The organism is Serratia sp. szju, from assembly GCF_044594185.1.
Classification (GTDB): Bacteria; Pseudomonadota; Gammaproteobacteria; order Enterobacterales; family Enterobacteriaceae; genus Serratia; species Serratia bockelmannii.
The window spans coordinates 2,993,998-3,019,381 of record NZ_CP172576.1 but is presented as its reverse complement, the minus strand read 5'-3'; the positions used below and the strand labels follow the sequence as shown (position 1 = coordinate 3,019,381).

21 protein-coding genes are annotated in these 25,384 nt (G+C 59.8%); 15 read left to right on the top strand and 6 right to left on the bottom strand.

Features of this window, described 5'->3' with window-relative positions; genetic code table 11:
- The first annotated feature begins 18 nt into the window (after nt 1-18).
- From RE418_RS14310 to RE418_RS14295, 4 genes are all read left to right on the top strand, one after another.
- The gene (locus tag RE418_RS14310; RefSeq protein ID WP_043136420.1) at nt 19-441 is read left to right on the top strand and encodes an NUDIX hydrolase; all 423 of its coding nucleotides are present in this window, start codon (nt 19-21) and stop codon (nt 439-441) included.
- Nucleotides 442-656: 215 nt separating this feature from the next.
- Entirely contained in the window at nt 657-1,817 is a 1,161-nt protein-coding gene (locus RE418_RS14305; RefSeq protein ID WP_043136424.1) for a NapC/NirT family cytochrome c, read from the top strand.
- Nucleotides 1,818-1,829: 12 nt separating this feature from the next.
- On the top strand, nt 1,830-4,304 hold the full coding sequence (gene torA, locus RE418_RS14300; RefSeq protein WP_089181134.1) for a trimethylamine-N-oxide reductase TorA: 2,475 nt from the start codon (nt 1,830-1,832) through the stop codon (nt 4,302-4,304).
- Between the two features lie 154 nt (nt 4,305-4,458).
- Nucleotides 4,459-5,634, top strand: coding sequence for a sugar efflux transporter (locus tag RE418_RS14295; protein ID WP_025303547.1), 1,176 nt, complete (start codon nt 4,459-4,461; stop codon nt 5,632-5,634).
- Here RE418_RS14295 and RE418_RS14290 read toward each other — a convergent pair.
- Nucleotides 5,631-5,885 carry a YkgJ family cysteine cluster protein gene (locus RE418_RS14290; protein ID WP_019453627.1) on the bottom strand — a complete coding sequence of 85 codons (255 nt, stop codon included), beginning with the start codon at nt 5,883-5,885 and terminating at the stop codon, nt 5,631-5,633. The two genes, RE418_RS14295 and RE418_RS14290, sit on opposite strands and share 4 nt — an antisense overlap.
- A gap of 272 nt (nt 5,886-6,157) precedes the next feature.
- On the opposite strand from RE418_RS14290, the gene mtr reads away from it, so the two are divergent.
- Both mtr and yeiP read left to right on the top strand, forming a co-directional pair.
- Nucleotides 6,158-7,402: a tryptophan permease gene (gene mtr / locus RE418_RS14285; protein WP_089181135.1), complete on the top strand. Its 1,245-nt coding sequence runs from the start codon at nt 6,158-6,160 to the stop codon at nt 7,400-7,402.
- A 126-nt stretch (nt 7,403-7,528) separates the two neighbouring features.
- Nucleotides 7,529-8,101, top strand: a complete 573-nt coding sequence (gene yeiP, locus RE418_RS14280) for an elongation factor P-like protein YeiP (RefSeq protein WP_004935725.1) — start codon at nt 7,529-7,531, stop codon at nt 8,099-8,101.
- A gap of 43 nt (nt 8,102-8,144) precedes the next feature.
- Here the strand turns inward: yeiP and uxuA are convergent, their stop codons facing one another.
- Nucleotides 8,145-9,335 carry a mannonate dehydratase gene (gene uxuA / locus RE418_RS14275; protein WP_049205260.1) on the bottom strand — a complete coding sequence of 397 codons (1,191 nt, stop codon included), beginning with the start codon at nt 9,333-9,335 and terminating at the stop codon, nt 8,145-8,147.
- A 293-nt stretch (nt 9,336-9,628) separates the two neighbouring features.
- On the opposite strand from uxuA, the gene RE418_RS14270 reads away from it, so the two are divergent.
- On the top strand, nt 9,629-11,101 hold the full coding sequence (locus tag RE418_RS14270; RefSeq protein ID WP_089181136.1) for a mannitol dehydrogenase family protein: 1,473 nt from the start codon (nt 9,629-9,631) through the stop codon (nt 11,099-11,101).
- A gap of 62 nt (nt 11,102-11,163) precedes the next feature.
- Here RE418_RS14270 and RE418_RS14265 read toward each other — a convergent pair whose 3' ends face one another.
- Nucleotides 11,164-11,472, bottom strand: a complete 309-nt coding sequence (locus tag RE418_RS14265) for a type 1 fimbrial protein (RefSeq protein ID WP_004935734.1) — start codon at nt 11,470-11,472, stop codon at nt 11,164-11,166.
- A gap of 318 nt (nt 11,473-11,790) precedes the next feature.
- Here RE418_RS14265 and RE418_RS14260 point away from each other — a divergent pair, with 318 nt between their 5' ends.
- From RE418_RS14260 to yejF, 8 genes are all read left to right on the top strand, one after another.
- Entirely contained in the window at nt 11,791-12,765 is a 975-nt protein-coding gene (locus RE418_RS14260; protein WP_089181137.1) for a GTP-binding protein, read from the top strand.
- A 78-nt stretch (nt 12,766-12,843) separates the two neighbouring features.
- Complete coding sequence (locus RE418_RS14255) at nt 12,844-13,554, top strand: phosphatase PAP2 family protein (RefSeq protein ID WP_025303552.1); 711 nt, start codon at nt 12,844-12,846, stop codon at nt 13,552-13,554.
- A gap of 410 nt (nt 13,555-13,964) precedes the next feature.
- Entirely contained in the window at nt 13,965-14,540 is a 576-nt protein-coding gene (gene mepS / locus RE418_RS14250) for a bifunctional murein DD-endopeptidase/murein LD-carboxypeptidase (protein WP_025303553.1), read from the top strand.
- Nucleotides 14,541-14,952: 412 nt separating this feature from the next.
- On the top strand, nt 14,953-16,539 hold the full coding sequence (locus tag RE418_RS14245) for a cyclic di-GMP phosphodiesterase (protein ID WP_025303554.1): 1,587 nt from the start codon (nt 14,953-14,955) through the stop codon (nt 16,537-16,539).
- Between the two features lie 89 nt (nt 16,540-16,628).
- Nucleotides 16,629-18,437, top strand: coding sequence for an extracellular solute-binding protein (locus tag RE418_RS14240; RefSeq protein WP_025303555.1), 1,809 nt, complete (start codon nt 16,629-16,631; stop codon nt 18,435-18,437).
- Nucleotides 18,438-18,446: 9 nt separating this feature from the next.
- Nucleotides 18,447-19,538, top strand: coding sequence for a microcin C ABC transporter permease YejB (locus RE418_RS14235; RefSeq protein ID WP_025303556.1), 1,092 nt, complete (start codon nt 18,447-18,449; stop codon nt 19,536-19,538).
- Nucleotides 19,535-20,560 (top strand): ABC transporter permease, encoded by a 1,026-nt coding sequence (locus tag RE418_RS14230; RefSeq protein WP_089181138.1) that lies wholly within the window; start codon nt 19,535-19,537, stop codon nt 20,558-20,560. Before RE418_RS14235 ends, RE418_RS14230 begins: the two co-directional genes overlap by 4 nt.
- Before the next feature lies 1 nt (nt 20,561).
- Entirely contained in the window at nt 20,562-22,172 is a 1,611-nt protein-coding gene (gene yejF, locus RE418_RS14225; RefSeq protein ID WP_043136443.1) for a microcin C ABC transporter ATP-binding protein YejF, read from the top strand.
- A gap of 8 nt (nt 22,173-22,180) precedes the next feature.
- Here the strand turns inward: yejF and RE418_RS14220 are convergent, their stop codons facing one another.
- The 3 genes from RE418_RS14220 to rsuA all read right to left on the bottom strand — a co-directional run bounded on the left by RE418_RS14220 (nt 22,181) and on the right by rsuA (nt 25,071).
- The gene (locus RE418_RS14220) at nt 22,181-22,525 is read right to left on the bottom strand and encodes a YejG family protein (RefSeq protein WP_004935763.1); all 345 of its coding nucleotides are present in this window, start codon (nt 22,523-22,525) and stop codon (nt 22,181-22,183) included.
- Between the two features lie 594 nt (nt 22,526-23,119).
- Nucleotides 23,120-24,316: a Bcr/CflA family multidrug efflux MFS transporter gene (locus RE418_RS14215; protein ID WP_025303559.1), complete on the bottom strand. Its 1,197-nt coding sequence runs from the start codon at nt 24,314-24,316 to the stop codon at nt 23,120-23,122.
- 41 nt (nt 24,317-24,357) lie between these two features.
- Nucleotides 24,358-25,071, bottom strand: a complete 714-nt coding sequence (gene rsuA / locus RE418_RS14210; protein ID WP_025303560.1) for a 16S rRNA pseudouridine(516) synthase RsuA — start codon at nt 25,069-25,071, stop codon at nt 24,358-24,360.
- Between the last annotated feature and the right edge of the window lie 313 nt (nt 25,072-25,384).

Here is a 25,384-nt window from a genome sequence, read left to right as displayed (position 1 = left end):
TTGCTGACGGAGAAAAGCATGAATGTAGTGACGGGCGTCGGGGTGATCATCGTCAACCCGCAAGGCGAGATTTTGCTGGGCAAACGCTGCGGCTCCCACGCGCCCTTTTGGTCGATCCCCGGCGGGCATCTGGATGCCGGTGAAACCTTCGAGCAGTGCGCCCAGCGCGAAATTGCCGAAGAAACCGGGTTGATCATCGATCCGCCGCGCTTCGTTGGCGTCAGCAACAATCTGCAAACCTGGCACGCCGAAGGCAAACACACCGTGTCTATCTGCCTGCAGGTGGATCACCCCGGCGGCGAAGCGGAGCTGAAAGAACCCGAAAAATGCGCCGAATGGCGTTGGTGCGCGCCAGACTCTCTGCCGGAACCCCATTTCGAAGCCAGCCGCACAGCGATCCGCCTGTGGCTGAGCGGCCAGGCCTATCTGCCCACGGCCTGACCCATCGCGAGCGCGTGCTGCGCCGCCCCACCGCTATATAAATTAGAATATAACGCTATTTTTTGCGATATAAACCATTTTTTTGACTACGGATAACCCCATGGGGTTAACCCTCTTCTATTATTACCCCTGCAATCGACGTGGCATTCTGACCTCCGGTCGGTGGCCTTTTGGCAAGATTTTATTTTAAATTCATAATTATAAGCGGGTTTACCATGAGCAAAAAACTGACTGGCTTTGAAAAAAAGCGCCGGTGGGGATGGTTATGGCTTTTGCTGCTGGGGATTATCCTCGGCGCGGCGCTGTTGGCCGGGACTGCCACCGTATTCCATAAAACCAGCGATACCGCCTTCTGCGTTTCCTGCCACACCATGCAACAACCGCTGGCCGAATATCAGGGCAGCGTCCACTTCCAAAACACCAAGGGCATCCGCGCCGAGTGCGCCGACTGCCACGTCCCCCATCAGCCGATCGATTACCTGTGGACCAAGATCCGCGCGGTAAAAGACATCTACGGCGAGATGGTCGGCACCATCGATACGCCGGAAAAATACGAAGCGCACAAGCTGGCGATGGCGCAGTCGGTCTGGAAGACGCTGAAAGAAAACGATTCGGCCACCTGCCGTTCCTGCCACAGCTACGACGCCATGGACATCACCGCCCAGCGCCCTGAGGCGCGCCTGCAGCACCCGGTGGCGATCAAACAGGGCGAAACCTGCATCGACTGCCATAAAGGCGTGGCCCACATCCTGCCGGACATGAGCGGCGAAACCCAGGCTGGCGCCGCCGAGCTGGCCAAGGCCGCAGCGCTGACCGCACCGGGCGCCACCACCCTCTACACCATCGCCACCGAACCGTTCTTCCTCAGCGCAGACGACAGCCATAATGCCGGCAACCTGATGCCGTCCACCGAAGTGCAGGTGGTGAAACAGGAGGGCGACAAGGTGCTGGCCACCGTGAGCGGCTGGCAGCAAGACGGCGTCAGCGAAGTGTTCTACGCCGCGCAGGGCAAGCGCATCCTCAGCGTGCTGCTGGGTGAAGACGCGCGCAAACAGCTGAAGACCGCGTCCACCCAGACCGATGCGGAAACCGGCCTGGTCTGGCATCAGGTCTCTCTGCAGGTGTGGCTGCCGCGCAAGCAGCTGATCGACGATCAGCAAAAAATCTGGCGCTACGCCGCGGACATGATGTCGGCCAACTGCACCGGCTGCCACGGGCTGACCGCGCTCGATCGCTTCAACGCCAACCAATGGATCGGCGTCATCAAAGGCATGGCGCCGCGCACCTCGCTGACGCAGGAACAGCTGCGCGTGCTGACACAATACGTACAAAAACACGCCAGCGACATGCCACCTGCCGCACCGGCCAAGCTTTAAGGGAGAAGCGCAATGAGCAACCAAAAACCGTTAACCATGAGCCGCCGCCGCTTTCTGACCGGCGCCGCCGCGCTGACCGCCGCCCCGCTGCTGGCGGGCTTATGGCCCAAAGCGGCGCTGGCGCAGGCCATCAGCGAAGCGCTGCCGCAGTTCATCGTCTTGCGTCAGGCGCAAAAAGGCATCCTGACCGGCGCCCACTGGGGCGCGTTTGAGGCCATCGTGCAGGACGGCAAGATGGTCGGCGTGCAGCCGGTGCAGGACGACCCGTATCCCAATGAGCTGATCACCATGGCGCCTTATCAGGTGCACGCCGAGAACCGCATCAAATACCCGATGGTGCGCAAAAGCTGGCTGGAAGGCGGCCCCGGCAGCCGCACCGAGCTGCGCGGCCGCGACGAGTGGGTGCGCGTCAGCTGGGACAAAGCGACCGAGCTGGTGTGCAATGAGATCACCCGCCTGCAGAAAGATCACGGCCCGCAGTCGATCTACGCCGGTTCCTACGGCTGGAAAAGCGTCGGCATGCTGCACAACAGCCGCACGCTGCTGCAGCGCCTGATGAACCTGACCGGCGGCTTCCTCGGCTACGCCGGCGACTACTCCACCGGCGCGGCGCAGGTGATCATGTCGCACGTGGTCGGCTCGATGGAGGTCTACGAACAGCAGACCGCCTGGCCGAACGTGATCGAAAACAGCGAGCTGGTGATCCTGTGGGGCTGCAACCCGATGGTCACGCTGAAAAACAGCTGGAACGTGCCGGATCACGTCGGCCAGACCGGCTTCGAGGCGCTGAAGAAAAAAGGCATCCGGGTGATCAGCATCGATCCGGTGCACAACGACAGCGCCAAGTTCGTCAATGCGCAGTGGATCGCCCCGCGCCCTTACACCGACGGCGCCATGCTGATCGGCATCGCCCATACGCTGCTGACCGAGAAGCTGCATAATCCGGACTTCCTGAAAACCTATACCGTCGGCTTCGACAAGTTCCAGGCCTACCTGCTGGGCGAGAGCGACGGCGTGGCGAAAACCGCCGAATGGGCGGCCGACATCAGCGGCGTCGATGCCGACACGCTACGCGGTCTGGCGCGCGAAATGGCGAAGCATCGCACCATGATCATGGGCGGCTGGGGCATTCAGCGCCAGCACCACGGCGAACAGCAGCACTGGCTGCTGGTGACGGTGGCGGCGATGCTCGGCCAGATCGGCCTGCCGGGCGGCGGCTTCGGCTTCAGCTACCACTATTCGTCCGGCGGCAGCCCGACCGCCAAGGGTGGCATCATCGCCGGCATCTCCGCCGGCAATGCGCCGAAAAACTCACCGGCGCCGATCCCGGTGGCGCGCATCGCCGAATGCCTGAGCAACCCGGGCAAAACCATCGACTTCAACGGCGCCAAGGTCACCTACCCCGAGGTGAAAATGGTGTATGTGGCGGGCGGTAACACCTTCCACCAGCATCAGGACACCAATAACCTGGTCAAAGCCTGGCAGCGGCCGGACACCATCGTGGTCAACGAACCTTATTGGACCGCCACCGCCAAGCATGCCGATATCGTGCTGCCGGCCACCACCAGCTACGAGCGCAACGATCTGGAGATGGGGGGTGACTATTCGCAGCTCTATGTGTTCCCGATGCATCAATGCGTGCCGCCGCAGCACGAATCGCGCAGTGACTTCGACATCTTCTCGGCGATGGCGGCCAGGCTGGGCGTGCAGGAGGCCTTTACCGAGGGCAAGGATGAAACCCAGTGGCTGAAAGGCATGTATGACGACATGAAAAACCAGGCGCGCGCCGCGCGGGTGGCGCTGCCGCCGTTCGACATGTTCTGGCAATCCAATAACTACGTGCGTTTCCCGGTGCCCGAGGCCAATAAGCAGTGGGTGCGCTTCGCCGATTATCGTGACAACCCGCTGCTGAACCCGCTGGGCACGCCGTCGGGCAAGATCGAGATCTACTCCGACGCGATCGCCAAAATGCATTATGCGGATTGCCCCGGCATCCCGACCTGGATGCCGCCGCACGAGTGGTATCGCGGGCCGGAAGCGGCCAAGTATCCGCTGTCGCTCAATACCGCGCACCCGACCAACCGGCTGCACTCTCAGCTCGACAACACGCCGCTGCGCGAGAAATACGCGGTAGCGGATCGTGAAGCGATCCTGATCCACCCGCAGGACGCGCAGCCGCGCGGCATCACTGGCGGCGATCTGGTACGGGCGTACAACGATCGCGGCCAGATCCTGGTGGGCGCGGTGGTCAGCGAAGACGTGCGGCCCGGCGTGGTGCGCATCAGCGAAGGCGCCTGGTTCGATCCGGCCGATCCGGCGCAGCCCGGCTCGCTGTGCAAGAACGGTAACGTCAACTGCCTGACCTTCGACATCGGCTCTTCCAGCCTGGCGCAGGGCAACTGCGGGCAGATGGCGCAGCTGCAGATCGAGAAATATCAGGGGCCGGCGCTGAAAAATACCGCGCACGCGGTGCCGCAAGGCGCCTGATTTACCAGCAAGCAAGGGGGCGCAACGCGCCCCTTTTTTCTCGTCGCCGCGCGACATATCCGTTTACCCTTCGCCGCAAAGGAGCGGTTTGCGTTTCATTTCAACGGGCGTATGATGCGCGCGACCTTCCTTTTTCGACGAATTCTCAACCACCATGCCGACTTCATCCGCAGTAACGCGACGCGCGCCCGATCTCACTTCGCTGGCCTTTTTGGCGGTGGCGTTTCTTACCGGCATCGCCGGCGCCCTGCAAACCCCGACGCTGAGCCTGTTTCTGGAAACCGAGGTCAAGGTGCGGCCGGCGCTGGTCGGGCTGTTCTTTACCGGCAGCGCGGTGATCGGCATACTGGTCAGCCAGTTTCTCGCCGGCCGCTCGGATAAAAAAGGCGACCGCAAATCACTGATTTTTCTCTGTTGCATGCTGGGTGCGCTGGGGTTCACTCTGTTCGCCTGGAGCCGCAACTATTACCTGCTGCTGCTCGTCGGCGTACTGCTCACCAGCTTCGGCTCCACCGCTAACCCGCAAATGTTCGCTCTGGCGCGCGAACACGCCGATCGCACCGGCCGCGAGGCGGTCATGTTCACCTCCATCATGCGCGCCCAGGTCTCGCTCGCCTGGGTCATTGGCCCGCCGATCGCCTTCGCGCTGGCGCTGGGCTTCGGCTTCAAGGCCATGTATCTGGCGGGCGCGGCGGCCTTTGTGCTGTGCGGCCTGCTGGTGTGGAAACGGCTGCCTTCCATGCCGAAAACTGCCGCGGCGAGTGCGCCCCTGGCCGCACCGCGCCAGCATCGCCGCGATGCGCTACTGCTGTTTGGCGCCAGCACTTTGATGTGGACCGCCAACAGCATGTACCTGATCAACATGCCGCTGTATATGGTGCACGAACTGCGGCTGCCGGAGCGGCTGGTCGGCGTGCTGATGGGCACCGCCGCCGGGCTGGAAATCCCGATCATGCTGATCGCCGGTCTGGTGGCGAAACGCTGCGGCAAGCGTTGTTTGATGCGCGGCGCCGCCGTCGCCGGCGTATTGTTCTATTGCAGCCTGCTGTTTATCACCGGCAGTTGGCAACTCATCGCCCTGCAGCTGCTGAATGCGGCGTTTATCGGCGTGCTGGCGGGGATCGGCATGCTCTACTTCCAGGATTTGATGCCCGGCCAGGCCGGCACGGCCACCACGCTGTTCACCAACACCATTCGGGTCGGCTGGGTCATTGCCGGCGCCATCGCCGGTGCGGTGGCGGAAATCTGGAACTACCATGCGGTATTTTACGCCGCGCTGGCGATGGCGGCAGGTGCGACGCTGTGTCTGTGGAAGCTGAGGGAAGCTTAGGGCGCGGTGTCCGCTTCCAGCCTGGCGAGGTAGATCAGCGCCTGATCGCGGTGATCGTGGCACATATCGCGGCTCGGCTGCAGGCTGCCGCACACTTTCGGCCGCAGCGGCGAATGAAACAGGCCGCAGCGCAGTTGTTCATCCAGATGAATGCAGCGGGTATTGGCGGGCTTACCGTTCGGCATGCCGGGGATCGGGCTGGATATTGACGGCGCGATACAGCAGGCGCCGCAGTCGCTGCGACAGTCCATCAGCGCTACTCCTGGTGGGCTGGGGAAAAGAAGCGCGACAATAGCAGCCGCGCGCGGTGGCCGCCAGCAGAATCCCTGCGCCTTGGCGATCTTTACACTCGTCCCGCAACCGTCTTGCCCCGGCCGATTCGCCGCCTGGCGAATAAACACCCAAAAAGCCGCAATTTAAAGACAAAAAACGCGTGAAACGTGCAATCCCCCCGCTTTACATGCGCCATGCACCCATGTACCATTGCGCTAGTACAAAAGAACTTCTTCCATCAGGAGCACGCATGTCTACGGACACCATCCAGAAGCTAGCCCGCCCTTCCGTCCTCGGCGGCGCGATGATCATTGCCGGAACCGCCGTTGGCGCCGGCATGTTTTCCATTCCGATCGTCACTTCCGGTGTCTGGTTCAGCGGCTCCGTCGCGCTGCTGGTGTATACCTGGGCCTGCATGTTGCTTTCCGGCCTGATGATCCTCGAAGCCACGCTGCACTACCCGAGCGGCGCCAGCTTCAACACCATGGTCAAGGATCTGCTGGGCAAAGGCTGGAACGCCGTGAACGGCCTGTCGGTGGCGTTCGTGCTGTACATCCTGACCTACGCCTATATCTCCGCGGGCGGTTCGATCATCGCGCACACGCTGGAGGGCATCGTCGGCGTCGGCCAGACCACCGCCGGTTTGGTGTTCGCGCTGGTCGTGGCGTTTATCGTCTGGCTCTCCACCCGCGCGGTCGACCGCCTGAGCACCATTCTGATCGGCGGCATGGTGATCACCTTCGTGATGTCGGTGGGCGACATGTTCACCCACGTGCAGCCTGCGGTGCTGTTCAATACCGGCGATAGCCAGGCCAGCTATCTGCCTTACGCCCTGGCGGCGTTGCCTTACCTGCTGACCTCGTTCGGCTACCACGGCAACATTCCCGGGCTGGTGAAGTACTACCACAAGGACAGCGGCTCCGTGGTGCGCAGCCTGGTGTACGGCACCCTGCTGGCATTGGCTATCTACATCCTGTGGCAGTATGTGATTCAGGGCAATATCGCACGCGACGCCTTTAAGCAGGTGATCGCCGAAGGCGGCAATATCGGCAGCCTGCTCAAGCAAATGGGCAACGTCTCCAGCAGCCAGACCGTCAGCCAACTGTTGAACGCCTTCTCTTATATGGCGCTGGCCAGCTCGTTCCTCGGCGTGTCGCTGGGCCTGTTCGACTACCTGGCAGACTTCTGCAAGTTCAAGGACGACGCCGTCGGGCGCAGCAAGACCGCGCTGGTGACCTTTGTGCCGCCGACCCTGGCCGCGCTGCTGTTCCCGAACGGTTTTCTGTACGCCATCGGCTTTGCCGGGCTGGCGGCCACCATCTGGGCGGTGATCGTGCCGGCGCTGATGGCGCGCGCCAGCCGCCGCCGCTATCCGCAGGCGGGTTACCGCGCACCGGGCGGTAACGGCGTGATCCTGTTCGTCATCCTGTTCGGCTTGATCAACGCCGCCGCGCATATTCTGTCGCTTTTCGGCCTGCTGCCGGTCTTCCACTAATCCCCGACGGGAGGGCGGCCGCCCTCCCTTTCCCGCACTGTTTTTGCGCCGGGCTATTGCCTGAAATCGGTGGCGCGAGTACCTTGTCGCAACTTCTCTAATACTCTTCATTGCGGATGAATTGAAATGGCAAGAGCTAACGAAATTAAACGCGGCATGGCGATCAGCTACAACGGCAAGCTGCTGCTGGTAAAAGATATCGACGTGCAGAGCCCGAGCGCCCGCGGCGCCAGCACCCTGTACAAAATGCGCTTCTCCGACGTGCGCACCGGCCTGAAAGTGGAAGAACGCTTCAAGGGCGACGATATCCTGGACACCATTTCCCTGTCGCGCCGCAAGGTGAACTTCTCCTATATCGATGGCGAAGAATACGTGTTTATGGATGACGAAGATTACACGCCGTACATCTTCAAGAAAGACCAGATCGAAGACGAGCTGCTGTTCATTCCGGAAGGCGGCCTGCCGGGCATGCAGGTGCTGACGCTGGATGGCCAGGTGCTGGCACTGGAGCTGCCGCAGACCGTGGATATGGAAATCGTCGAGACCGCGCCGGGCATCAAAGGCGCTTCCGCCAGCGCCCGCAACAAACCGGCCACCATGGCGACCGGTCTGGTGATCCACGTGCCGGAATACCTCAGCGCCGGCGACAAAATTCGCATTCATATCGCCGAACGCCGCTACATGAGCCGCGCCGACTAGTCGGTGCCAACGGGGCCGAGTCTTGGCCCCGTTTCATTTTCCGCTACGGCAACTCCGGGAAAAAACGCCGCTTGAGCGCCAGCTCGACGCCGCGCAACTCCGCCAGCCCTTTCAACCGCCCGATGGCCGAATAGCCCGGATTGGTTTTCTTTTTCAAATCGTCCAGCATCTGATGCCCATGATCGGGGCGCATCGGGATCGGCCGCCGATCGCCGGCCCGTTGCCGACGCAGCTCTTCGGTCAGGATCGCTTCGATCACCGCCACCATGTCCACATCGCCCTGCAGGTGCGCCCCCTCGTGGAAGCTTTTCGGGTTCTCCTCGCGGCAGGTGGCGCGCAGGTGGGTGAAGTGAATGCGATCGCCGAAGGTTTCAATCATCCGCACCAGATCGTTGTCGGCGCGCACGCCGTAGGAACCGGTGCACAGGGTGAAGCCGTTATGAATGCTGTCGACGGTCTGCTTCAGCCACTGCATGTCTTCAATCGTGGAGACGATGCGCGGCAGGCCGAGGATCGGCCGAGGCGGATCGTCGGGATGCACCGCCAGCCGGATGCCGGCCTCTTCCGCCACCGGCACGATGGCGCGCAGAAAGACCGCCATGTTTTCGCGCAATTGCGCCTTGTCGATGCCGTCGTATTCCGCCAGGCGGCGGCGGAACTGATCCAGCGTATAGCCTTCTTCCGCTCCCGGCAGGCCGGCGATGATATTGCCGGTCAGCGTGGCTTTCTCCTCCTCGCTCATGGCGGCGAAATAGGCTGCCGCCTGACTGCGCTCTTGCGGCGTATAGTCCGCCTCGGCGCCGACGCGCTGCAGGATATGCAGCTCGAACGCGGCGAAGGCGATCTGATCGAAACGCAGCGCTTTGGCGCCGTCCGGCAGCGAATAGGCCAGATCGGTGCGCGTCCAGTCGAGGATCGGCATGAAGTTATAGCAGACGGTATCGATGCCGCAGGCCGCCAGGTTGCGCAGCGTCTGCTGGTAATGGGCGATATGCCGCTGCCAGTCACCGCTGTGAGTTTTGATTTCCTCATGCACCGGCACGCTCTCCACCACCGACCACACCAGTCCTTTTTCCGCCAGTAACGTCTGGCGCGCGCGGATCTCATCAATCGGCCAGACTTCGCCGTTCGCGATATGATGCAGCGCCGTCACGACTCCGGTCGCCCCGGCCTGACGCACATCATCCAAAGAGACCGGATCGTTCGGGCCATACCAACGCCATGTTTGTTCCATGTTTTGTCCTTATGCCTGTCTCGCATCGCGATGCTGTTATACCAGTTTAACGTAGATGTCAGTTACCTTTAAGGTACTCTTTCGCAACGCGCTGTCAAAAGTGAACCGCGCATTGGTTGATCCACTTCACGATTTTGGCTTATTTTGGACTGACCAATTCCTTTAACCTGTCGACAGACCTACACTGGTCGCAGTTTTTTATCGCCGGCGCCACCCTGCCCATACGGCGGCAAACTGGTCCGCTAACTTGATGCAAGTGGCCCGCCAGCTGTCCTACACGCTTTGGAGATGAGATGAAAACGATCGCCAACACCCCGCTACCGGGCACCGTCCGGCAACCGAACTATGATCGCCGTGCCCTGCGCAGCCGTATCGTGCACCTGGGTTTCGGCGCGTTTCACCGCGCACATCAAGCGCTGCTGACGGATCGGGTATTGAACGCCCAGGGCGGCGACTGGGGCATTTGCGAAATCAGCCTGTCTGGCGGCGTGCCGCTGTTTGAGGCGCTGCGGCAGCAGGATCATCTGTACAGCGTGCTGGAGAAAGGCGCGGACGGCCATCAGGCCATTGTGATCGGCGCGGTGCATGAAAGCCTGCACCGCAAGCTGGAGGGCATCGCCGCAGTGCTGGAGAAGCTGGCAGAGCCGCAGGTGGCAATCGTCTCGATGACCATCACCGAAAAAGGCTACTGCATCGAGCCCGGCAACGGGCAACTGGATTGGCAGCATCCGGGGATCGTCGCCGATCTGGCGGCGCCGCATCAGCCGCAGACCGTGCCCGGCATTGTGGTAGAGGCGCTGCGGCTGCGGCGCGAACGCGGCCTGCCCGCCTTTTCCCTGCTCTCCTGCGACAATATTCCGGAGAACGGCCACGTGCTGCGTCGGGCGGTGCTCGATCTGGCGCAGGCGCGGGATCCGTCGCTCGCCGATTGGATCGTCGCCGCCGCCACCTTCCCCTGCACCATGGTGGACCGCATCGTGCCGGCCGCCACGCCGACCACGCTGGATGAGATCGCCGCCGCGCTGGGCGGCGTGCGCGACGAATGCGCCATCGCCTGCGAGCCCTTCATTCAATGGGTGGTGGAAGACAACTTCGTCGCCGGACGCCCGGCGTGGGAGCTGGCCGGCGCCCAGTTGGTCAGCGATGTGCTGCCGTTTGAACACATGAAGCTGCGCATGCTGAACGGCAGCCACTCGTTCCTGGCTTATCTCGGCTACCTGGGCGGCTACCGCTATATCAACGAGTGCATGGCGGATGAGCACTACCGTCGCGCCGCCCTGCGATTGATGCTGGACGAACAGGCCCCGACGCTGAGCGTCACCGGCATCAGTCTGGCCGACTACGCCGCACAGCTTATCGCGCGCTTCAGCAATCCGGCGCTGCAACACCTCACCTGGCAGATCGCCATGGACGGTTCGCAGAAGCTACCGCAGCGTCTGCTGGATGCCGTGCGCTGGCATCTGCGGCACGGCGGCGACTATAGCGGGCTGGCGCTGGGCGTGGCGGGCTGGATGCGTTACATCGGCGGCGTCGATGACGCCGGACAGCCGATCGACATTCGCGATCCGCTGGCAGACGTGCTGCAACAGACTGTCGCCGCCACGCCGGACGATCGGCGGCGCGTAACGGCGCTGCTGGCGCTCAAACCGGTGTTCGGCGAAGCGCTGGCGACGCATGGGGGGTTTACCGACGCAGTGACGCAAGCCTATTTGTCACTGCGCGATCGCGGTGCGCGTGAAACGGTGAAGGAGTGGGTGATGCGGTGAGGAGCCTGCAAGACCGAGAATAACCATGCCGGCGTAACGTTACGCCGGCATGGCGGAACGACTTAACGATAAACGACCGTCATAACAGCAAGTTTCTTCTGTTGGTCTACCCACTTCATTTCGGTTGTGCCAAGATTCAGCGGAAGTTCTTTGCGTGTAGTATCAAAACCTGACAACGCTTGCTGGGCCTGATAATGCTGGCCGTTGCGGTAACATTGCGTATTCGCCTTAGAATCTGCAATCTTGACCGTGCAAGGACTTTCAACGATAGAGCCGACGAAGCGAATTACCCCGCCGGCCACTCCTGCCTGACTCACTGCCGTCCATGAAAACAACATTCCTACGATCAAAAATAACCGAAAGGTATTCATGGCAACCTCATTTTTAGTTAAGCCAATTTAACCATAGAGGATCTTGTTAGGAATAATCGCAAGGAAAGGGACAGGATTTGATCGTTAATCGCGTCATTAACAATGTAAAAACAAGCTACTAACAAAAGTTAACCGTATCTAATACAGGGTTTTATCTAAGAATTTTCTTGCAAAGAAAGGTGGATTTTATCGGTTGAAAAGCGCAGGGTGACGTGCAAAATTTGCGAGATAGAGCACAAATTAAATCGCGGTCGTTTCACCGATACGGCTGCGTAACTCATTTATTAAGCAGGTTAATTTTTGCGCCAGGAATGATTAATGACCAAAACCAATTTGATTACCGGTTTCCTCGGCAGCGGTAAAACCACCACTATCCGCCATTTGCTGGCTCATAAACCCGAACATGAACGCTGGGCGGTATTGGTCAATGAATTCGGCGAGATCGGCATCGACGGCGCGCTGCTGGCGGACAGCGGCGCGGTGCTCAAAGAGATCCCCGGCGGTTGCATGTGCTGCGTCAACGGCCTGCCGATGCAGATGGGCTTGAATATGCTGTTGCAACAGGCCAAACCGGACCGGCTGCTGATCGAGCCGACCGGGCTAGGACACCCGAAGCAAATCCTGTCACTGCTGACCCAGGAGAGCTATGCCGGCTGGATCGATCTGCAGGCCACGCTGTGCCTGCTGGATGCCCGCCAGCTTAGCCAACCCCGCTACCGCGACAACGAAAATTTCCGCGATCAGCTGGCCGCGGCCGACGTTATTCTGGCCAGCAAAAACGACACCTATCAACCGCAAGACAGACTGGCGCTGGAAGCCTGGAGGGCGCAAGATTCGCTGCAGCGGCCCTGCTACGCCATCGCGCAAGGCGAAGCAGATGTCGCGCTGTTGTCACTTCCTCGCACAAATCGTACAGAATTGCCGGACGCGCAGCATCATCATGGTCAGGCGAAAAAGCAGGGGCTGGCGGCGCTGCGGCTGCCGGAACACGCCCGTTGGCGGCGAGCGCTGAACGAAGGGCAAGGCTTCACCAGCTGCGGCTGGATTTTTGACGGCGACACCCGGTTCGATACCGTCGGTTTCATGGAGTGGGTGCGGCTGGCGCCGGTCGAACGAATCAAAGGCGTGGTGCGCATCCCCGAAGGCACATTGCTGATCAATCGCCAGGGGCAGGATCTCAACATCGAAACCCGCCCGCTCGCACCGCTCGACAGCCGAATTGAACTGATCCACAGCGAAAATGCCGATTGGAACGCCCTGCAATCCGCCTTGTTTAAGATTCGTTTAAGTTAAACCCCGTACCGTTGCCCCCCGGTTGTCGCAGGGCAACCGGGTTTTGTTTCGTTTTCATTTTTCCAACAGGTTTATGTCATGACACGCCGCAATTTACCCTTCATTCTCTTCTTCAATTTACTGGGCGTTGCGCTGTTTCTGTCCTGGTTCCTGCCGGCCAATCACGGCGGCTGGTTTACCCTGGATTCGGCGATCTTCTTCTTCTTTAACCGCCATCTGGCCACCGACCCGGCGTTTTTGCACCTGGTCGCCATCACCAACAACCGCGCGTTCGACGCGATCTCGCTGCTCGCCATGGGGCTGCTGTATCTGTACTTTTATCTGAAGCAGGACGCCGCCGGCCGCCGCCGTCTGGTGATCACCGGCGTGGTGATGCTGCTGACCGCCGTGGTGCTGAACCAGCTTGGCCATCTGCTGCCGGTGAAGCATCCGAGCCCCACCCTGACCTTTGACAATATCAATCGCGTCAGCGAACTGACCGGCATCCCCACTAAGGACGCTTCCGGCGACAGCTTCCCCGGCGACCACGGCATGATGCTGATTATTTTTTCCTGCTTTATGCTGCGCTATTTCGGCCGCGGCGCCTTTGCCATCGCCCTGCTGATTACGCTGGTCTTCTCATTGCCACGCGTGATGATTGGCGCCCACTGGTTTACCGATATCGCCGTCGGCTCGCTGTCCGTGGTGCTGGTTGGTGCCAGCTGGGTGCTGATGACGCCTTGCAGCGACTGGATCGTCGATCGGTTGAACCGCCTGTTGCCCGGCAAGCACCGTCCCAGCCAACCATAATATGCATTTATGACTCATACCGGGAGGTGCCCGCCTCCCGGCCTTTCCCCCTTCGCCGAGCGCAAAATGTCGCCACCAGTCGTTAACGCTTTTGCAACCTGATTTCACGCCAGATTCATACATCGGACAATTGGCGTTTTTTATATGAAGATTTACATTATGTTACATCACAAATTCATATAAAAAAGACGGGAAAAAGGCTCGCAATCCCCTATTTGTTCCGGTAATCTCAGATGCGTTTGTGCCTGGTTTAAGTCGAATCAGTATGGAATCCGATAAAAATGTGCGTTCTCGCACGTTTTCAACGGTAACTGGTTGTCGATGCAACAGGTGCGGACTAGGCTCGTTCCGTTTGGCATTTTTCAGGTAGCGACTTTCGTCGTTAAGGACTTCAAGGGAAAACAACAACAATGGTCAAATCTCAACCGTTTCTGAGATATTTTTTGCGGGTAGTCCCTGCAATTGCCGCTGCGGTTATGCTGTCAGCGTGCAGCTCGACTCACACTTCGAACTTGAATAACGCACAAACTGAGATGCGTGCAGTTAATGACAAAGACGGTCTTTTACTGCAAGCCTCTCAGGATGAATTCGAAGCGATGGTCCGCAACGTTGACGTCAAGTCAAAGATTATGGATCAGTACGCGGACTGGAAAGGCGTTCGCTACCGCTTAGGCGGTGACACCAAGCGCGGCATCGATTGCTCGGCGTTTGTACAGCGCACCTTCCGCGAACAGTTCGGTATGGATTTACCGCGTTCTACCTATGAACAGGAAGATCTCGGCAAGAAAATCCAGCGCACCAAGCTGCGCGCCGGCGATTTAGTGCTGTTCCGCGCCGGTTCTACCGGGCGCCATGTCGGCATCTATTTAGGTAACGATCAGTTCGTTCACGCTTCTACCAGCAGTGGCGTCATGATTTCCAAGCTGACCGATAACTATTGGAATAAACGTTATCGAGAAGCACGCCGAGTGTTGACCAACGGCTGACGGCGCAACGCCCTGAAGATCCTGAATACCAAACGAGCGATAAGCGCCGCCTACGGGCGGCGTTTTTTTTGGCTGTCGAATGGGTATCATCAAGATTGATCCCTGCCTTATCGTCACCGTTCCCCACTTAACACTGCCGCACGTCGTTATTTTGATAAACTGTTGGCAGGAAATCGCGCCATCGAGGAAAAACTCGCCTATTATCGTCAGATGACGGCAACGGCGCCCCGGCGTTATTTAAAACGTTTCCGCTTAAAATAGGCGCATTATATTTCTGTCGGCGACGCCGCGTATTTAAACGGCGCCGCCGGTTGGTTCGGGATAAAAAGTCAAAAATGAAAAAAAAGCCGTTGGCACAATCCATTAACTGGCTGTGCGACACCCCTGACGCCCGGTTGCAGAGGACTCGGTTATGGGCTTGAAAAGAGCTTTTGCCCGCAGCGTGTCTCACCGACAGCGCAGCCTGGCTAAAAGCGGTGTCGCTGCCCTGGTATTTTTTACGCTCTTCACTGCGGTCACGCTTTCTTTGATCAACCACCAGCGCACGCAATATCAACACAAGGTCGAAGCGCGTACGCAAAAATTCACGCTGGGTTATATCTCGCACCTGACGGCAGTGATGCAGCAAATGATGCCGCTACTGGACAAGCCTTGCCTCTCCAGCCAGTCGGATATTACCTACCAAGCGGCCTTTACCAGCGGCGTGCGCACCTTCCTGTTGGTAAAAGGCGGCTACGCCTATTGCTCTTCCGCCACCGGTGACATGATGTTGCCGATGAAAAATCTCTACCAGGAAATCGACTGGGATCTGCCTTTGGATCTGAAGCTGCAGCAGGGCACGCCGATCGTACCGAACAAACCGGCGGTTGCGGTTTGGCTGCGGCATCCCGGCGAAAAGGCCACCGGCATCCTCGCTACGTTGGACATCGATCTGATGCCCTACTTACTGTTCACCTCGCATGACGAACAGGCGCCGGGCATCGCCATCGTGATGGGCAACCGCGCCCTGACCACCTTCAGCCCAAACCTGATGCCGGTCGATCAACTGCCGAAAGGCAAGGCGGATACCCTGACGATGCCCAATCTGCCGCTGACCATCCTGTTCTACAACGAGAAACTGACGCCCAATGACATTCGCCTGACGCTGCTAGGCAGCCTGGTGCTGTCGCTGATGATTGGCGTGCTCTGCTACTATATGCTGCTGTTGCGGCAAAGCCCGGAGCGTGCGCTGCTGCGCGGCATCAAGCGCAACGAGTTCTTTATCGAATACCAGCCGGTGTTCCATACCGACAGCAACAGCATTGGTGGGCTGGAAGCGCTGATCCGCTGGCAGCATCCGCTCGAGGGCCGCATCCCGCCCGATGTCTTTATCCCCTACGCCGAAAGCAACGGGCTGATCGTGCCGCTTACCCGCCATCTGTTCAGGCTGATCGCCGAAGATGCGCCGCAGCTCGCCAAAGCGCTGCCACGGGGAGGCAAAGTCGGTCTCAATATTTCCCCCGCCCACCTTAGCGCGCCGTCGTTCCATCAGGACGTGTATGAACTACTGACGCAGCTGCCGGGCGATTACTTTACGCTGGTGTTTGAAATCACCGAACGCGGCATGGTGGAAGAAGAGAGCGCGCTGGCGGAGTTCGACTGGCTGCACAAACAGGGTATCGAGATCGCGGTGGACGATTTCGGCACCGGGCACAGCGCGTTGATCTATCTTGAGCGCTTCACCATGGATTACCTGAAGATCGATCGCGGCTTCGTCAACACCATCGGCCAGGATACGGTCACCGCGCCGGTGCTGGATGCGGTGATCTCGCTGGCGAAAAAGCTGAAAATGCTGACGGTGGCCGAGGGCGTAGAAACCGCCGAGCAGATGCAGTTCCTGCAAGAACACGGCGTCAACTTCATGCAGGGCTACTACTTCAGCAAGCCGCTGAGCATCGATGATTTCGTCGCTTACTGCAATGCTAATCAGGTCTTTGATTATCAGGAAAAAAATAGTTAATCTTTAGGCAACTTTACCCTGCGCCCACCCGAAGAATGTTATGCTGGGCGCAGGTTGTACCTTATTCCACAGCAGGAGCTTACCGTCCGATGTCCGTGCGCATTTTCGCTGCTCTGGTGCTCTCGGCACTGAGTTTCGGTCTGCAGGCCGAAGCCCTCAACGAAAGCTACGCTTTCGCCCTGCTCGGTGAACCGAAATACGCCACCGACTTCAGCCATTTCGACTACGTCAACCCGGCGGCGCCCAAAGGCGGCGACGTACGGCTGGCGGCCATCGGCACCTACGACAACTTCAACCGTTTCGCTACCCGCGGCGTACCCGGCGAGCGCACGATGGAGCTGTACGATACGCTGTTCACCAACTCCGACGACGAACCCGGCAGCTATTACCCGTTGATTGCCGAATCGGCCCGTTTCCCGGCCGACATGCGCTGGATGGAATTGGATATCAACGCCCGCGCCCGCTTCCAGGACGGCAGCCCGATCACCGCCGCCGACGTGGCCTTTACTTTCAATAAATTCATGACCGAAGGCGTACCGCAGTTTCGCTCCTTTTACAAAGGCGTCACGGTCAAGGCCATTTCCCGGCTGACGGTGCGCATCGAGCTGCCTAAGGCAAATCGCGATCAAATCCTCAGCCTGCTCAGCCTGCGCGTATTGCCGGAAAGCTTCTGGAAAAACCATAAGCTCAACGAACCACTCAGCACCCCGCCGCTCGCCAGCGGCCCGTACAAAATCGGCGATTACCGCCTCGGCCAGTACATCACCTATCAGCGGGTGCGCGACTACTGGGCCGCCAACCTACCGGTGAATCGCGGCCGCTATAACTTCGACAGCATTCGCTACGATTATTACCTGGACGATAAAGTGGCGCTGGAAGCCTTCAAGGCCGGCGCTTATGATTTCCGCATCGAGCCGTCGCCCAAGAGCTGGGCCACCCAGTATCAGGGTGGTAATTTCGCGCGCAACTACATCATCAAACAGGACGAAACCAATCAGGCGGCACAGAATACCCGCTGGCTGGCGTTTAACCTGCAAAAACCGCTGTTCGCCGATCGTCGGGTACGGGAAGCGATCGGCCTGGCTTTCGACTTCAACTGGATGAACAAAGCGCTGTATTACAACGCCTATCAGCGCGCCGACAGCTATTTCCAAAACACCGCCTACGCCGCCCGCGGCTACCCGGACGCCGCTGAACTGGCCTTGCTGGCGCCGCTCAAAGGCCAGATACCGCCAGAGGTGTTTACCAGCATCTACCAACCGCCCTCCTCCGATGGCAGCGGCAACGATCGGCAAAACCTGCTGAAGGCGACCCAACTGCTGAAAGAAGCCGGTTGGGTGGTCAAAAATCAAAAGTTAGTCAACGCGAAAACCGGCCAGCCGTTCACCTTTGAATTGATGCTGCTGAGCGGCAGCAACTTCCAATATGTGCTGCCGTTCCGCCACAACCTGCAGCGGTTGGGCATCGAAATGCAAATCCGCGAGATTGACGCCTCGCAGTACACCCGCCGTCTGCGCGAGCGCGATTTCGACATGATGTCGACGGTGTATATGGCAATGCCGTTCCCCAGCGCCAACTTGCAAATCATTTGGGATTCGCAGTACATCGATTCCAGCTATAACACCCCCGGCGTCAAGGACCCGGCGGTTGACAGCCTGGTCAGGCAAATCGCCGCCCATCAGGGCGATGAAAAAGCCCTGTTGCCGCTCGGCCGCGCGCTGGACCGGGTGCTGACCTGGAACAACTACATGCTGCCGATGTGGTACTCCAACCACGATCGCTATGCCTATTGGGACAAATTCTCCACGCCGTCGATCCGCCCGGCCTATGCGATCGGCTTCGACAACTGGTGGTACGACGTCAACAAGGCGGCGCGCTTACCGGCTCAGCGGCAATAAGGAGTCGGAATGGCGGCCTATCTGATACGCAGACTGTTATTGGTGATCCCCACGCTGTGGGCGATCATCACCATCAACTTTTTTATCGTGCAAATCGCGCCCGGTGGCCCGGTGGATCAGGCCATCGCCGCCATCGAGCTGGGGCACGGCAGCGGTTTTGGCAGCGGCGGTGTCGGCGAAGGCCTGGGCCATGCCCGGACGGGCATCGCGGCAGGCGACGGCCAATATCGCGGTTCGCGCGGCCTGGATCCGGAGGTGATCGCCGAGATCACCCAACGGTACGGCTTCGACAAACCGCTGCATGAGCGTTACTTCACCATGCTGTGGAACTATATGCGCTTCGACTTCGGCGACAGCCTGTTTCGCGGCGCTTCGGTGATGCAACTGATTAGCCAGAGCCTGCCGGTCTCCATCACGCTGGGCCTTTGGAGCACGCTGATCATTTATCTGGTGTCGATCCCGCTCGGCATCCGCAAGGCCGTCCACAACGGCAGCGCATTCGATACCTGGAGCAGCACGCTGATCATCATCGGCTACGCCATTCCGGCTTTCCTGTTCGCTATCCTGATGATCGTGCTGTTCGCCGGCGGCAGTTACCTCGACTGGTTCCCGCTGCGCGGCCTGGTGTCCAGCAACTTCGACACCCTCTCGTGGCCGGCGAAGATCGCCGACTACCTCTGGCACATCACATTGCCGGTGCTGGCGACGGTGATCGGCGGCTTCGCCACCCTGACCATGCTGACCAAAAACGCGTTCCTTGATGAGATCCGCAAGCAGTACGTCACCACCGCCCGCGCCAAAGGGCTGGACGAAAAAAAGATCCTGTACCGCCACGTGTTCCGCAACGCCATGCTGCTGGTGATCGCCGGTTTTCCGGCCACCTTTATCAGCATGTTCTTTACCGGCTCGCTGCTGATTGAGGTGATGTTCTCGCTCAACGGCCTGGGGCTGCTGGGCTACGACGCCACGCTGCAGCGCGACTACCCGGTGATGTTCGGCACGCTGTATATCTTCACCCTGATCGGCCTGCTGTTGAACATCCTCAGCGATGTCACCTACACCCTGGTCGATCCGCGCATTGACTTCGAGGCCCGCCAATGAGCCGCCTTAGCCCGATCAACCAGGCGCGCTGGGCGCGTTTTCGCCGCAATCGCCGCGGCTACTGGTCGCTGTGGATCTTTCTGGTGCTGTTCACCCTGAGCCTGGCCGCCGATCTGATCGCCAACGACAAACCGCTGTTGGTGCGTTATGAAGGCCGCTTGTACCTGCCGTTTATGATTAGCTACAGCGAAACCGCCTTCGGCGGCGAACTGAATACCGAAGCCGACTATCAGGATCCGTTCGTCCAGCGGCAGATCGAACGGCACGGCTGGGCGGTCTGGGCGCCGATCCGTTTCAGCTACGACACCATCAACTTCGCCACCGAGGTGCCCTTCCCTTCGCCGCCTTCGCGCCATAACCTGCTGGGCACCGACAGCAACGGCGGCGATGTGCTGGCTCGGGTGCTGTACGGTTTTCGCATCTCGATGCTGTTCGGCCTGGCGTTGACGCTGTTTTCCAGTCTGATCGGCGTGTGCGTCGGCGCGACCCAGGGGTATTACGGCGGGCGTTTCGACCTGTGGGGGCAGCGATTTATCGAAGTGTGGTCGGGCATGCCGACGCTGTTTCTGATCATCCTGTTGTCGAGCATCGTCCAGCCCAATTTCTGGTGGCTGCTCGGCATCACCATCCTGTTCGGCTGGATGAGCCTGGTGGGCGTAGTGCGCGCCGAATTCTTTCGCACCCGCAACTTTGACTACATCCGCGCCGCGCGCGCCATGGGCGTGCCGGATCGCGTGATCATGTCCCGCCATATGCTGCCTAACGCCACGGTGGCGACGCTGACCTTCCTGCCGTTTATCCTTTGCGGCTCGATCACCACCCTGACGTCGCTCGATTTCCTCGGCTTCGGGCTGCCGATAGGCTCGCCGTCGCTCGGCGAATTGCTGCTGCAAGGCAAAAACAATCTGCAGGCGCCGTGGCTCGGTATCACCGCCTTCTTGGTATTGGCAGTGCTGCTGTCGTTATTAATCTTTATCGGCGAAGCGGTGCGCGACGCCTTTGACCCCAGCAAGGCGCATTGATATGGCCACTCCTTTGCTCGCAATTCAAGATCTCAGCATCGCCTTCCGCCAGGGCGACACCGTCACGCCGGTGGTCAACGAACTCTCTCTGCAAATCGCGCCGGCGGAAACGCTGGCGCTGGTAGGGGAATCCGGCTCCGGCAAAAGCGTCACCGCCCTGTCGATACTGCGCTTGCTGCCCGCACCGCCGGTGGTTTACCCTGCCGGCGATATCCTGTTCAACGGCGACTCGTTGCTGCATGCGCCGGAAGCGGCGCTGCGCAAGGTGCGCGGCAATCAGATCGCGATGATCTTTCAGGAGCCGATGGTGTCGCTTAACCCACTGCACACCATCGAAAAACAGCTGGCGGAAGTGTTGATGCTGCACCGCGGCCTGCGGCGCGAAGCCGCGCGCGCAGAGATCGTCGAGTGCCTGGAACGCGTCGGCATCCGTCAGGCCAAGAGCCGGCTGCAGGATTACCCGCATCAGCTGTCCGGCGGTGAGCGCCAACGCGTGATGATCGCCATGGCGGTGTTGACCCGCCCAAAACTGCTGATCGCCGACGAACCCACCACCGCGCTCGACGTCACTATCCAGGCGCAGATCCTGACGCTGCTGCAAGAACTGAAGCAGGAGATGGGCATGGGGTTGCTGTTTATCACCCATAATCTGAATATCGTGCGCCGCCTGGCGGACAACGTGGCGGTAATGCGTCAGGGGCGCTGCGTGGAGCAAAACGCCCGCGCGCAGCTGTTCAGCCGCCCGCAACATCCCTACACGCAGCAGCTGCTGGCGGCCGAAGACGTCGGTGAGCCGCTGCCGTTGCCTGCCGCGGCCAAAGCGCGCCCCGGCGACGAGCGGCCGCTGCTCAAGGTGGAAAATCTGCAGGTGCGCTTCCCTATTCGACGCGGCCTGCTGCGCCGCACGGTGGATTATCACTATGCGTTGAAGTCATTGAGTTTCGAGCTGCGCGCCGGGGAAAGCGTGGGGCTGGTGGGAGAATCCGGCTCGGGCAAAAGCACCACCGGGCTGGCGCTGCTGCGCCTGCTGGCCTCTCAGGGCGCCATCTGGTTCGACGGCGAACCGCTGCACCCGCTCACGATGAAGCAGATGCTGCCCTACCGCAGCCGAATGCAAATCGTCTTCCAGGATCCCTATTCCGCCCTGAACCCGCGCCTGAACGTACAGCAGATCATCGCCGAAGGGCTGGAAGTGCACCAGCGGCTTACCGCCGAGCAGCGGGAACAGCGCGTGATCGCGGTGTTGCAGGAGGTCGGGCTGGATCCGCAGCTGCGCCACCGCTATCCCACCGAGTTCTCCGGCGGCCAGCGCCAGCGTATCGCCATCGCGCGCGCACTGATCCTGCAGCCACAGTTGCTGATCCTCGACGAGCCGACCTCTTCGCTGGATAAATCGGTGCAGGCGCAGATCCTGACGCTGCTGAAATCGCTGCAGCAACGCCACCGGCTGGCTTATCTTTTCATCAGCCATGACCTGCAGGTGGTGCGTTCGCTATGCCACCAGGTCATCGTGTTGCGACAGGGAGAAGTGGTTGAACAGGGAGACTGCCGGGCGATTTTCGCGGCGCCCGCCGCCGACTATACCCGTCAACTGCTGCAGTTGGCGGACTAGCGGCGAATTTAGAAAGGGTATTGCGCGCTGAGCGGTTCGGCGATCGCGGCGCCGACGTTTTTCAGGCGGCACATGGTGGCGCTCTCGTCGCTGCGCTGCACGAACAGGCAAGGTTCCCCTTCCCATTCAACAATCGCGCAGTCGACCTGAATCTCCTGCAGCGACAGATTGAGCTGTTGCATGACCTGCCAGGCCTCGGCCCCTTCATGGCTGAGTAACTTCAGACCAATCAGGTTGTTATCTTCGTCTATTCCGTTAAACGGAATCGGTTCGACCTTCACGCCGGTGAAACCAGATAGCCAACGATAACTTTGCGGCAAGCGATGCACTACCGAAAGTTGGATACTCTCCACATGAAATCCCTAGATTGAAAAGGTGAAACACTTTTACCTGACAGGGTTACTAAGTTATAGCCGCTGACTCCCGACTCTGCCGCGCACAAATGTTATTTAAATGTAAATTTTGCCGCTAGCCATTAACCTGACCCCGTGCTTGCCGATGCCGTGCCATTTTTTGGCGCGCCGTGCGGTGTTATTTCACGGCATTTTGCGACTCAGCTCGCATTTTTGCGTTATATGTAACCCTTTCCCGCAGCGATCTCAACTCTTTTTTCTTGCAATGCGACTACTTTTCCGTCGCCATATTTTTACAATGAAGAAACATTTAGCCCACCACGTTAGCGCAACTGTCTCTTCTAATAGCTTGATTTATATCAATCCTAATACAAACCGCTCACGCTGTTCAGCCGACAGAGCGCCGCGCCTCCCGGGGAATATTGGGCGGCACGATGGCGGAATTTTTTAACAAAAAGCACACAGAGGGGAAAACGGCCAATTAATTAGCTTGCGTATATTTAGCAACAAATCTTTCATTGCCAGTTGCACCCTGAAATGGCAAGGCGCAACCCTAAGGCGATGCGGGGCAAAACGCCCCGAATCGGGAGAACGTCAGGCTGCGCGATCGCGCGGCCGGCTGGCGTAAACATAGAACAGCACCGCCACGATGCTGCACAGCGCCATCGAGGTGACCATGGGCCAGGCGCTTTTGCCCGGCGCCATCGACAGCACCGCTCCCACCAGCGCACCGATGCTGAAGCGCAACGTACCGGCCAGGGAAGAAGCCGTGCCCGCCATATGCGGGAAATCATCCAGGATCACCGCCATGGCGTTGGAGGAGATCATCGCGATGCACCCCAGATAGACCGCAACGCCGATCACCAGCGCCCAGAAACCCAGACCGACAGCGCTCACCGCCAGCAGCCACAGCCCCATCGCCAGCTGTACCAGCAGCCCCAGCTTGAACATCTTGACCGCGCCGAACCGCCGCACGTTGCGGCTGTTGATCAGCGTCGTCAGGAACAGGAACACGATGTTCAGCGCAAAATAGTAGCCGAAGTGTTGCGGCGAAACGTGGTTCAGTTCGATGTAGACGAACGGCCCGGCGCTGAGGAACGAGAACATGCCGGCGAACGAGAAGGCGCTGGCCAGCATGTAGCTCAGCACCCGTTTGTGGCGGAACAGCGAACCGAAGTTGCCCAGCGTAGTGCGCAGGTGGAACCGCTGTCGCCGTTCTTTCGGCAGCGTCTCCTTGATGAACAGGGCCACCAGCAGTGAACCGATCAACGCCGCGGCGCCCATGGTCCAGAAGATGGCGTGCCAACTGAACCACAGCAGCAGCGCCCCGCCGATCATCGGCGCCAGCAGCGGCGCGATGGTCATCACCAGAATGACGAACGACATCATGCGCGAGAACTCGTCCTTGGTGAACATGTCGCGCATCAAGGCGTTGATCACTACGCTGGCGGCGGCGGCGGCCAAACCGTGCAGGAAACGCAGCCCGATCAGCTGATCGATCGATTGCGCCATGGCGCAGGCGCAGCCGGCGATGGCGAAGATCAGCGTACCCCACAGGATCACCGGCTTGCGGCCGATGCTGTCCGACATCGGCCCATAGAACAGCTGCCCGAAGGCAAAGCCGAGCATATAGGCGCTGAGCGTCATCTGCACGCTGCCGGACTCGACGCCAAACTGGGCGGCGATCACCGGCATACTGGGCAGGTACATGTCGATGGCCAACGGCATCAACATGGACAACAGGCCCAGAATGAAAATCAAACCGAGATGAGAGGTTCGGTTCTGTTGCACGTTCCACGACTCCTTAATCGGCCGCAATCGATGATCGGTTATCAGTCCTGCAGGTGCGGCGCGCCCACGCTGGCGATCTCTTCTTCGGTCAGTGGGCGGTATTCACCCGGCGCCAGATCGTCATCCAGCACGATGGCGCCGATGCGCTCGCGGTGCAACTCGATCACCCGATTGCCGACGGCAGCGAACATCCGCTTCACCTGGTGGTAGCGCCCTTCGCTGAGGGTCAAGCGCACCACGTGCTCGTCGACCTGCTCCAGCGTCGCCGGCCGCGTCAGATCTTTCTCGTTGTGCAGTTGCACCCCTTCGGCGAAACGCTGCGCGGTGTCTTCCGCCAGCGGGTGCTCCAGCGTCACCAAATAGGTTTTCTCACAGTGGTGGCGTGGCGACGTGACGCGGTGCGACCACTGGCCGTCGTCGGTCATCAACACCAGCCCGGTGGTGTCGATATCCAGTCGCCCGGCGGCGTGCAGCTTGTACGCGACCGGCTCATCGAGAAAATACAGCACCGTCGGATGATCGGGGTCATCGGTAGAGCAAACGTAGCCCTGCGGTTTGTTGAGCATGAAATAGCGCGGGCCGTTCTGCTGCTGCAGCGGATTGCCGTCGAACGCCACTTCTTGCTCCGGGGTCAGTTTGACAGCCCCGCTCTTCACTACCTCACCGTCCACGGTGACGCGTTTAGCCCGAAGTTCGCGCGCAACCAGCGCACGGCTAATGCCTAACTGCTGAGATAAAAACTTGTCCAATCGCATGGGATCTGCTTTGCCTGTCGTTGTTATGATCGCATTGATCGTATTGCCAAAATATGACGCCCGCCGTTGCACCGGGTGCAAATGGCAGGTTCAGGGGGGGAATCGCGTGGGGGAACAGCGATTGCTGTCACACGAGTATAGCGGCACAACGCGTTGCCCGACAGAGGTAATTTTCACGCTCCTCGCACCGCGCGCGCTCAGAAGGCATAATAATAGAAATTTTTCGGCTGTCCGGGGAGCAGAGTGTCACGGTTTCTGTGGGAACCGAGGTGACACAACCGCTTCCCGACGGCCCATCTCAACCCACGGCGTT

Coding starts and splice junctions, on each gene's coding strand:
- RE418_RS14310 (WP_043136420.1), top strand. CDS start 19: ATGAATGTAGTGACGGGCGTCGGGGTGATCATCGTCAACCCGCAAGGC.
- RE418_RS14305 (WP_043136424.1), top strand. CDS start 657: ATGAGCAAAAAACTGACTGGCTTTGAAAAAAAGCGCCGGTGGGGATGG.
- torA (WP_089181134.1), top strand. CDS start 1,830: ATGAGCAACCAAAAACCGTTAACCATGAGCCGCCGCCGCTTTCTGACC.
- RE418_RS14295 (WP_025303547.1), top strand. CDS start 4,459: ATGCCGACTTCATCCGCAGTAACGCGACGCGCGCCCGATCTCACTTCG.
- RE418_RS14290 (WP_019453627.1), bottom strand. CDS start 5,885: ATGGACTGTCGCAGCGACTGCGGCGCCTGCTGTATCGCGCCGTCAATA.
- mtr (WP_089181135.1), top strand. CDS start 6,158: ATGTCTACGGACACCATCCAGAAGCTAGCCCGCCCTTCCGTCCTCGGC.
- yeiP (WP_004935725.1), top strand. CDS start 7,529: ATGGCAAGAGCTAACGAAATTAAACGCGGCATGGCGATCAGCTACAAC.
- uxuA (WP_049205260.1), bottom strand. CDS start 9,335: ATGGAACAAACATGGCGTTGGTATGGCCCGAACGATCCGGTCTCTTTG.
- RE418_RS14270 (WP_089181136.1), top strand. CDS start 9,629: ATGAAAACGATCGCCAACACCCCGCTACCGGGCACCGTCCGGCAACCG.
- RE418_RS14265 (WP_004935734.1), bottom strand. CDS start 11,472: ATGAATACCTTTCGGTTATTTTTGATCGTAGGAATGTTGTTTTCATGG.
- RE418_RS14260 (WP_089181137.1), top strand. CDS start 11,791: ATGACCAAAACCAATTTGATTACCGGTTTCCTCGGCAGCGGTAAAACC.
- RE418_RS14255 (WP_025303552.1), top strand. CDS start 12,844: ATGACACGCCGCAATTTACCCTTCATTCTCTTCTTCAATTTACTGGGC.
- mepS (WP_025303553.1), top strand. CDS start 13,965: ATGGTCAAATCTCAACCGTTTCTGAGATATTTTTTGCGGGTAGTCCCT.
- RE418_RS14245 (WP_025303554.1), top strand. CDS start 14,953: ATGGGCTTGAAAAGAGCTTTTGCCCGCAGCGTGTCTCACCGACAGCGC.
- RE418_RS14240 (WP_025303555.1), top strand. CDS start 16,629: ATGTCCGTGCGCATTTTCGCTGCTCTGGTGCTCTCGGCACTGAGTTTC.
- RE418_RS14235 (WP_025303556.1), top strand. CDS start 18,447: ATGGCGGCCTATCTGATACGCAGACTGTTATTGGTGATCCCCACGCTG.
- RE418_RS14230 (WP_089181138.1), top strand. CDS start 19,535: ATGAGCCGCCTTAGCCCGATCAACCAGGCGCGCTGGGCGCGTTTTCGC.
- yejF (WP_043136443.1), top strand. CDS start 20,562: ATGGCCACTCCTTTGCTCGCAATTCAAGATCTCAGCATCGCCTTCCGC.
- rsuA (WP_025303560.1), bottom strand. CDS start 25,071: ATGCGATTGGACAAGTTTTTATCTCAGCAGTTAGGCATTAGCCGTGCG.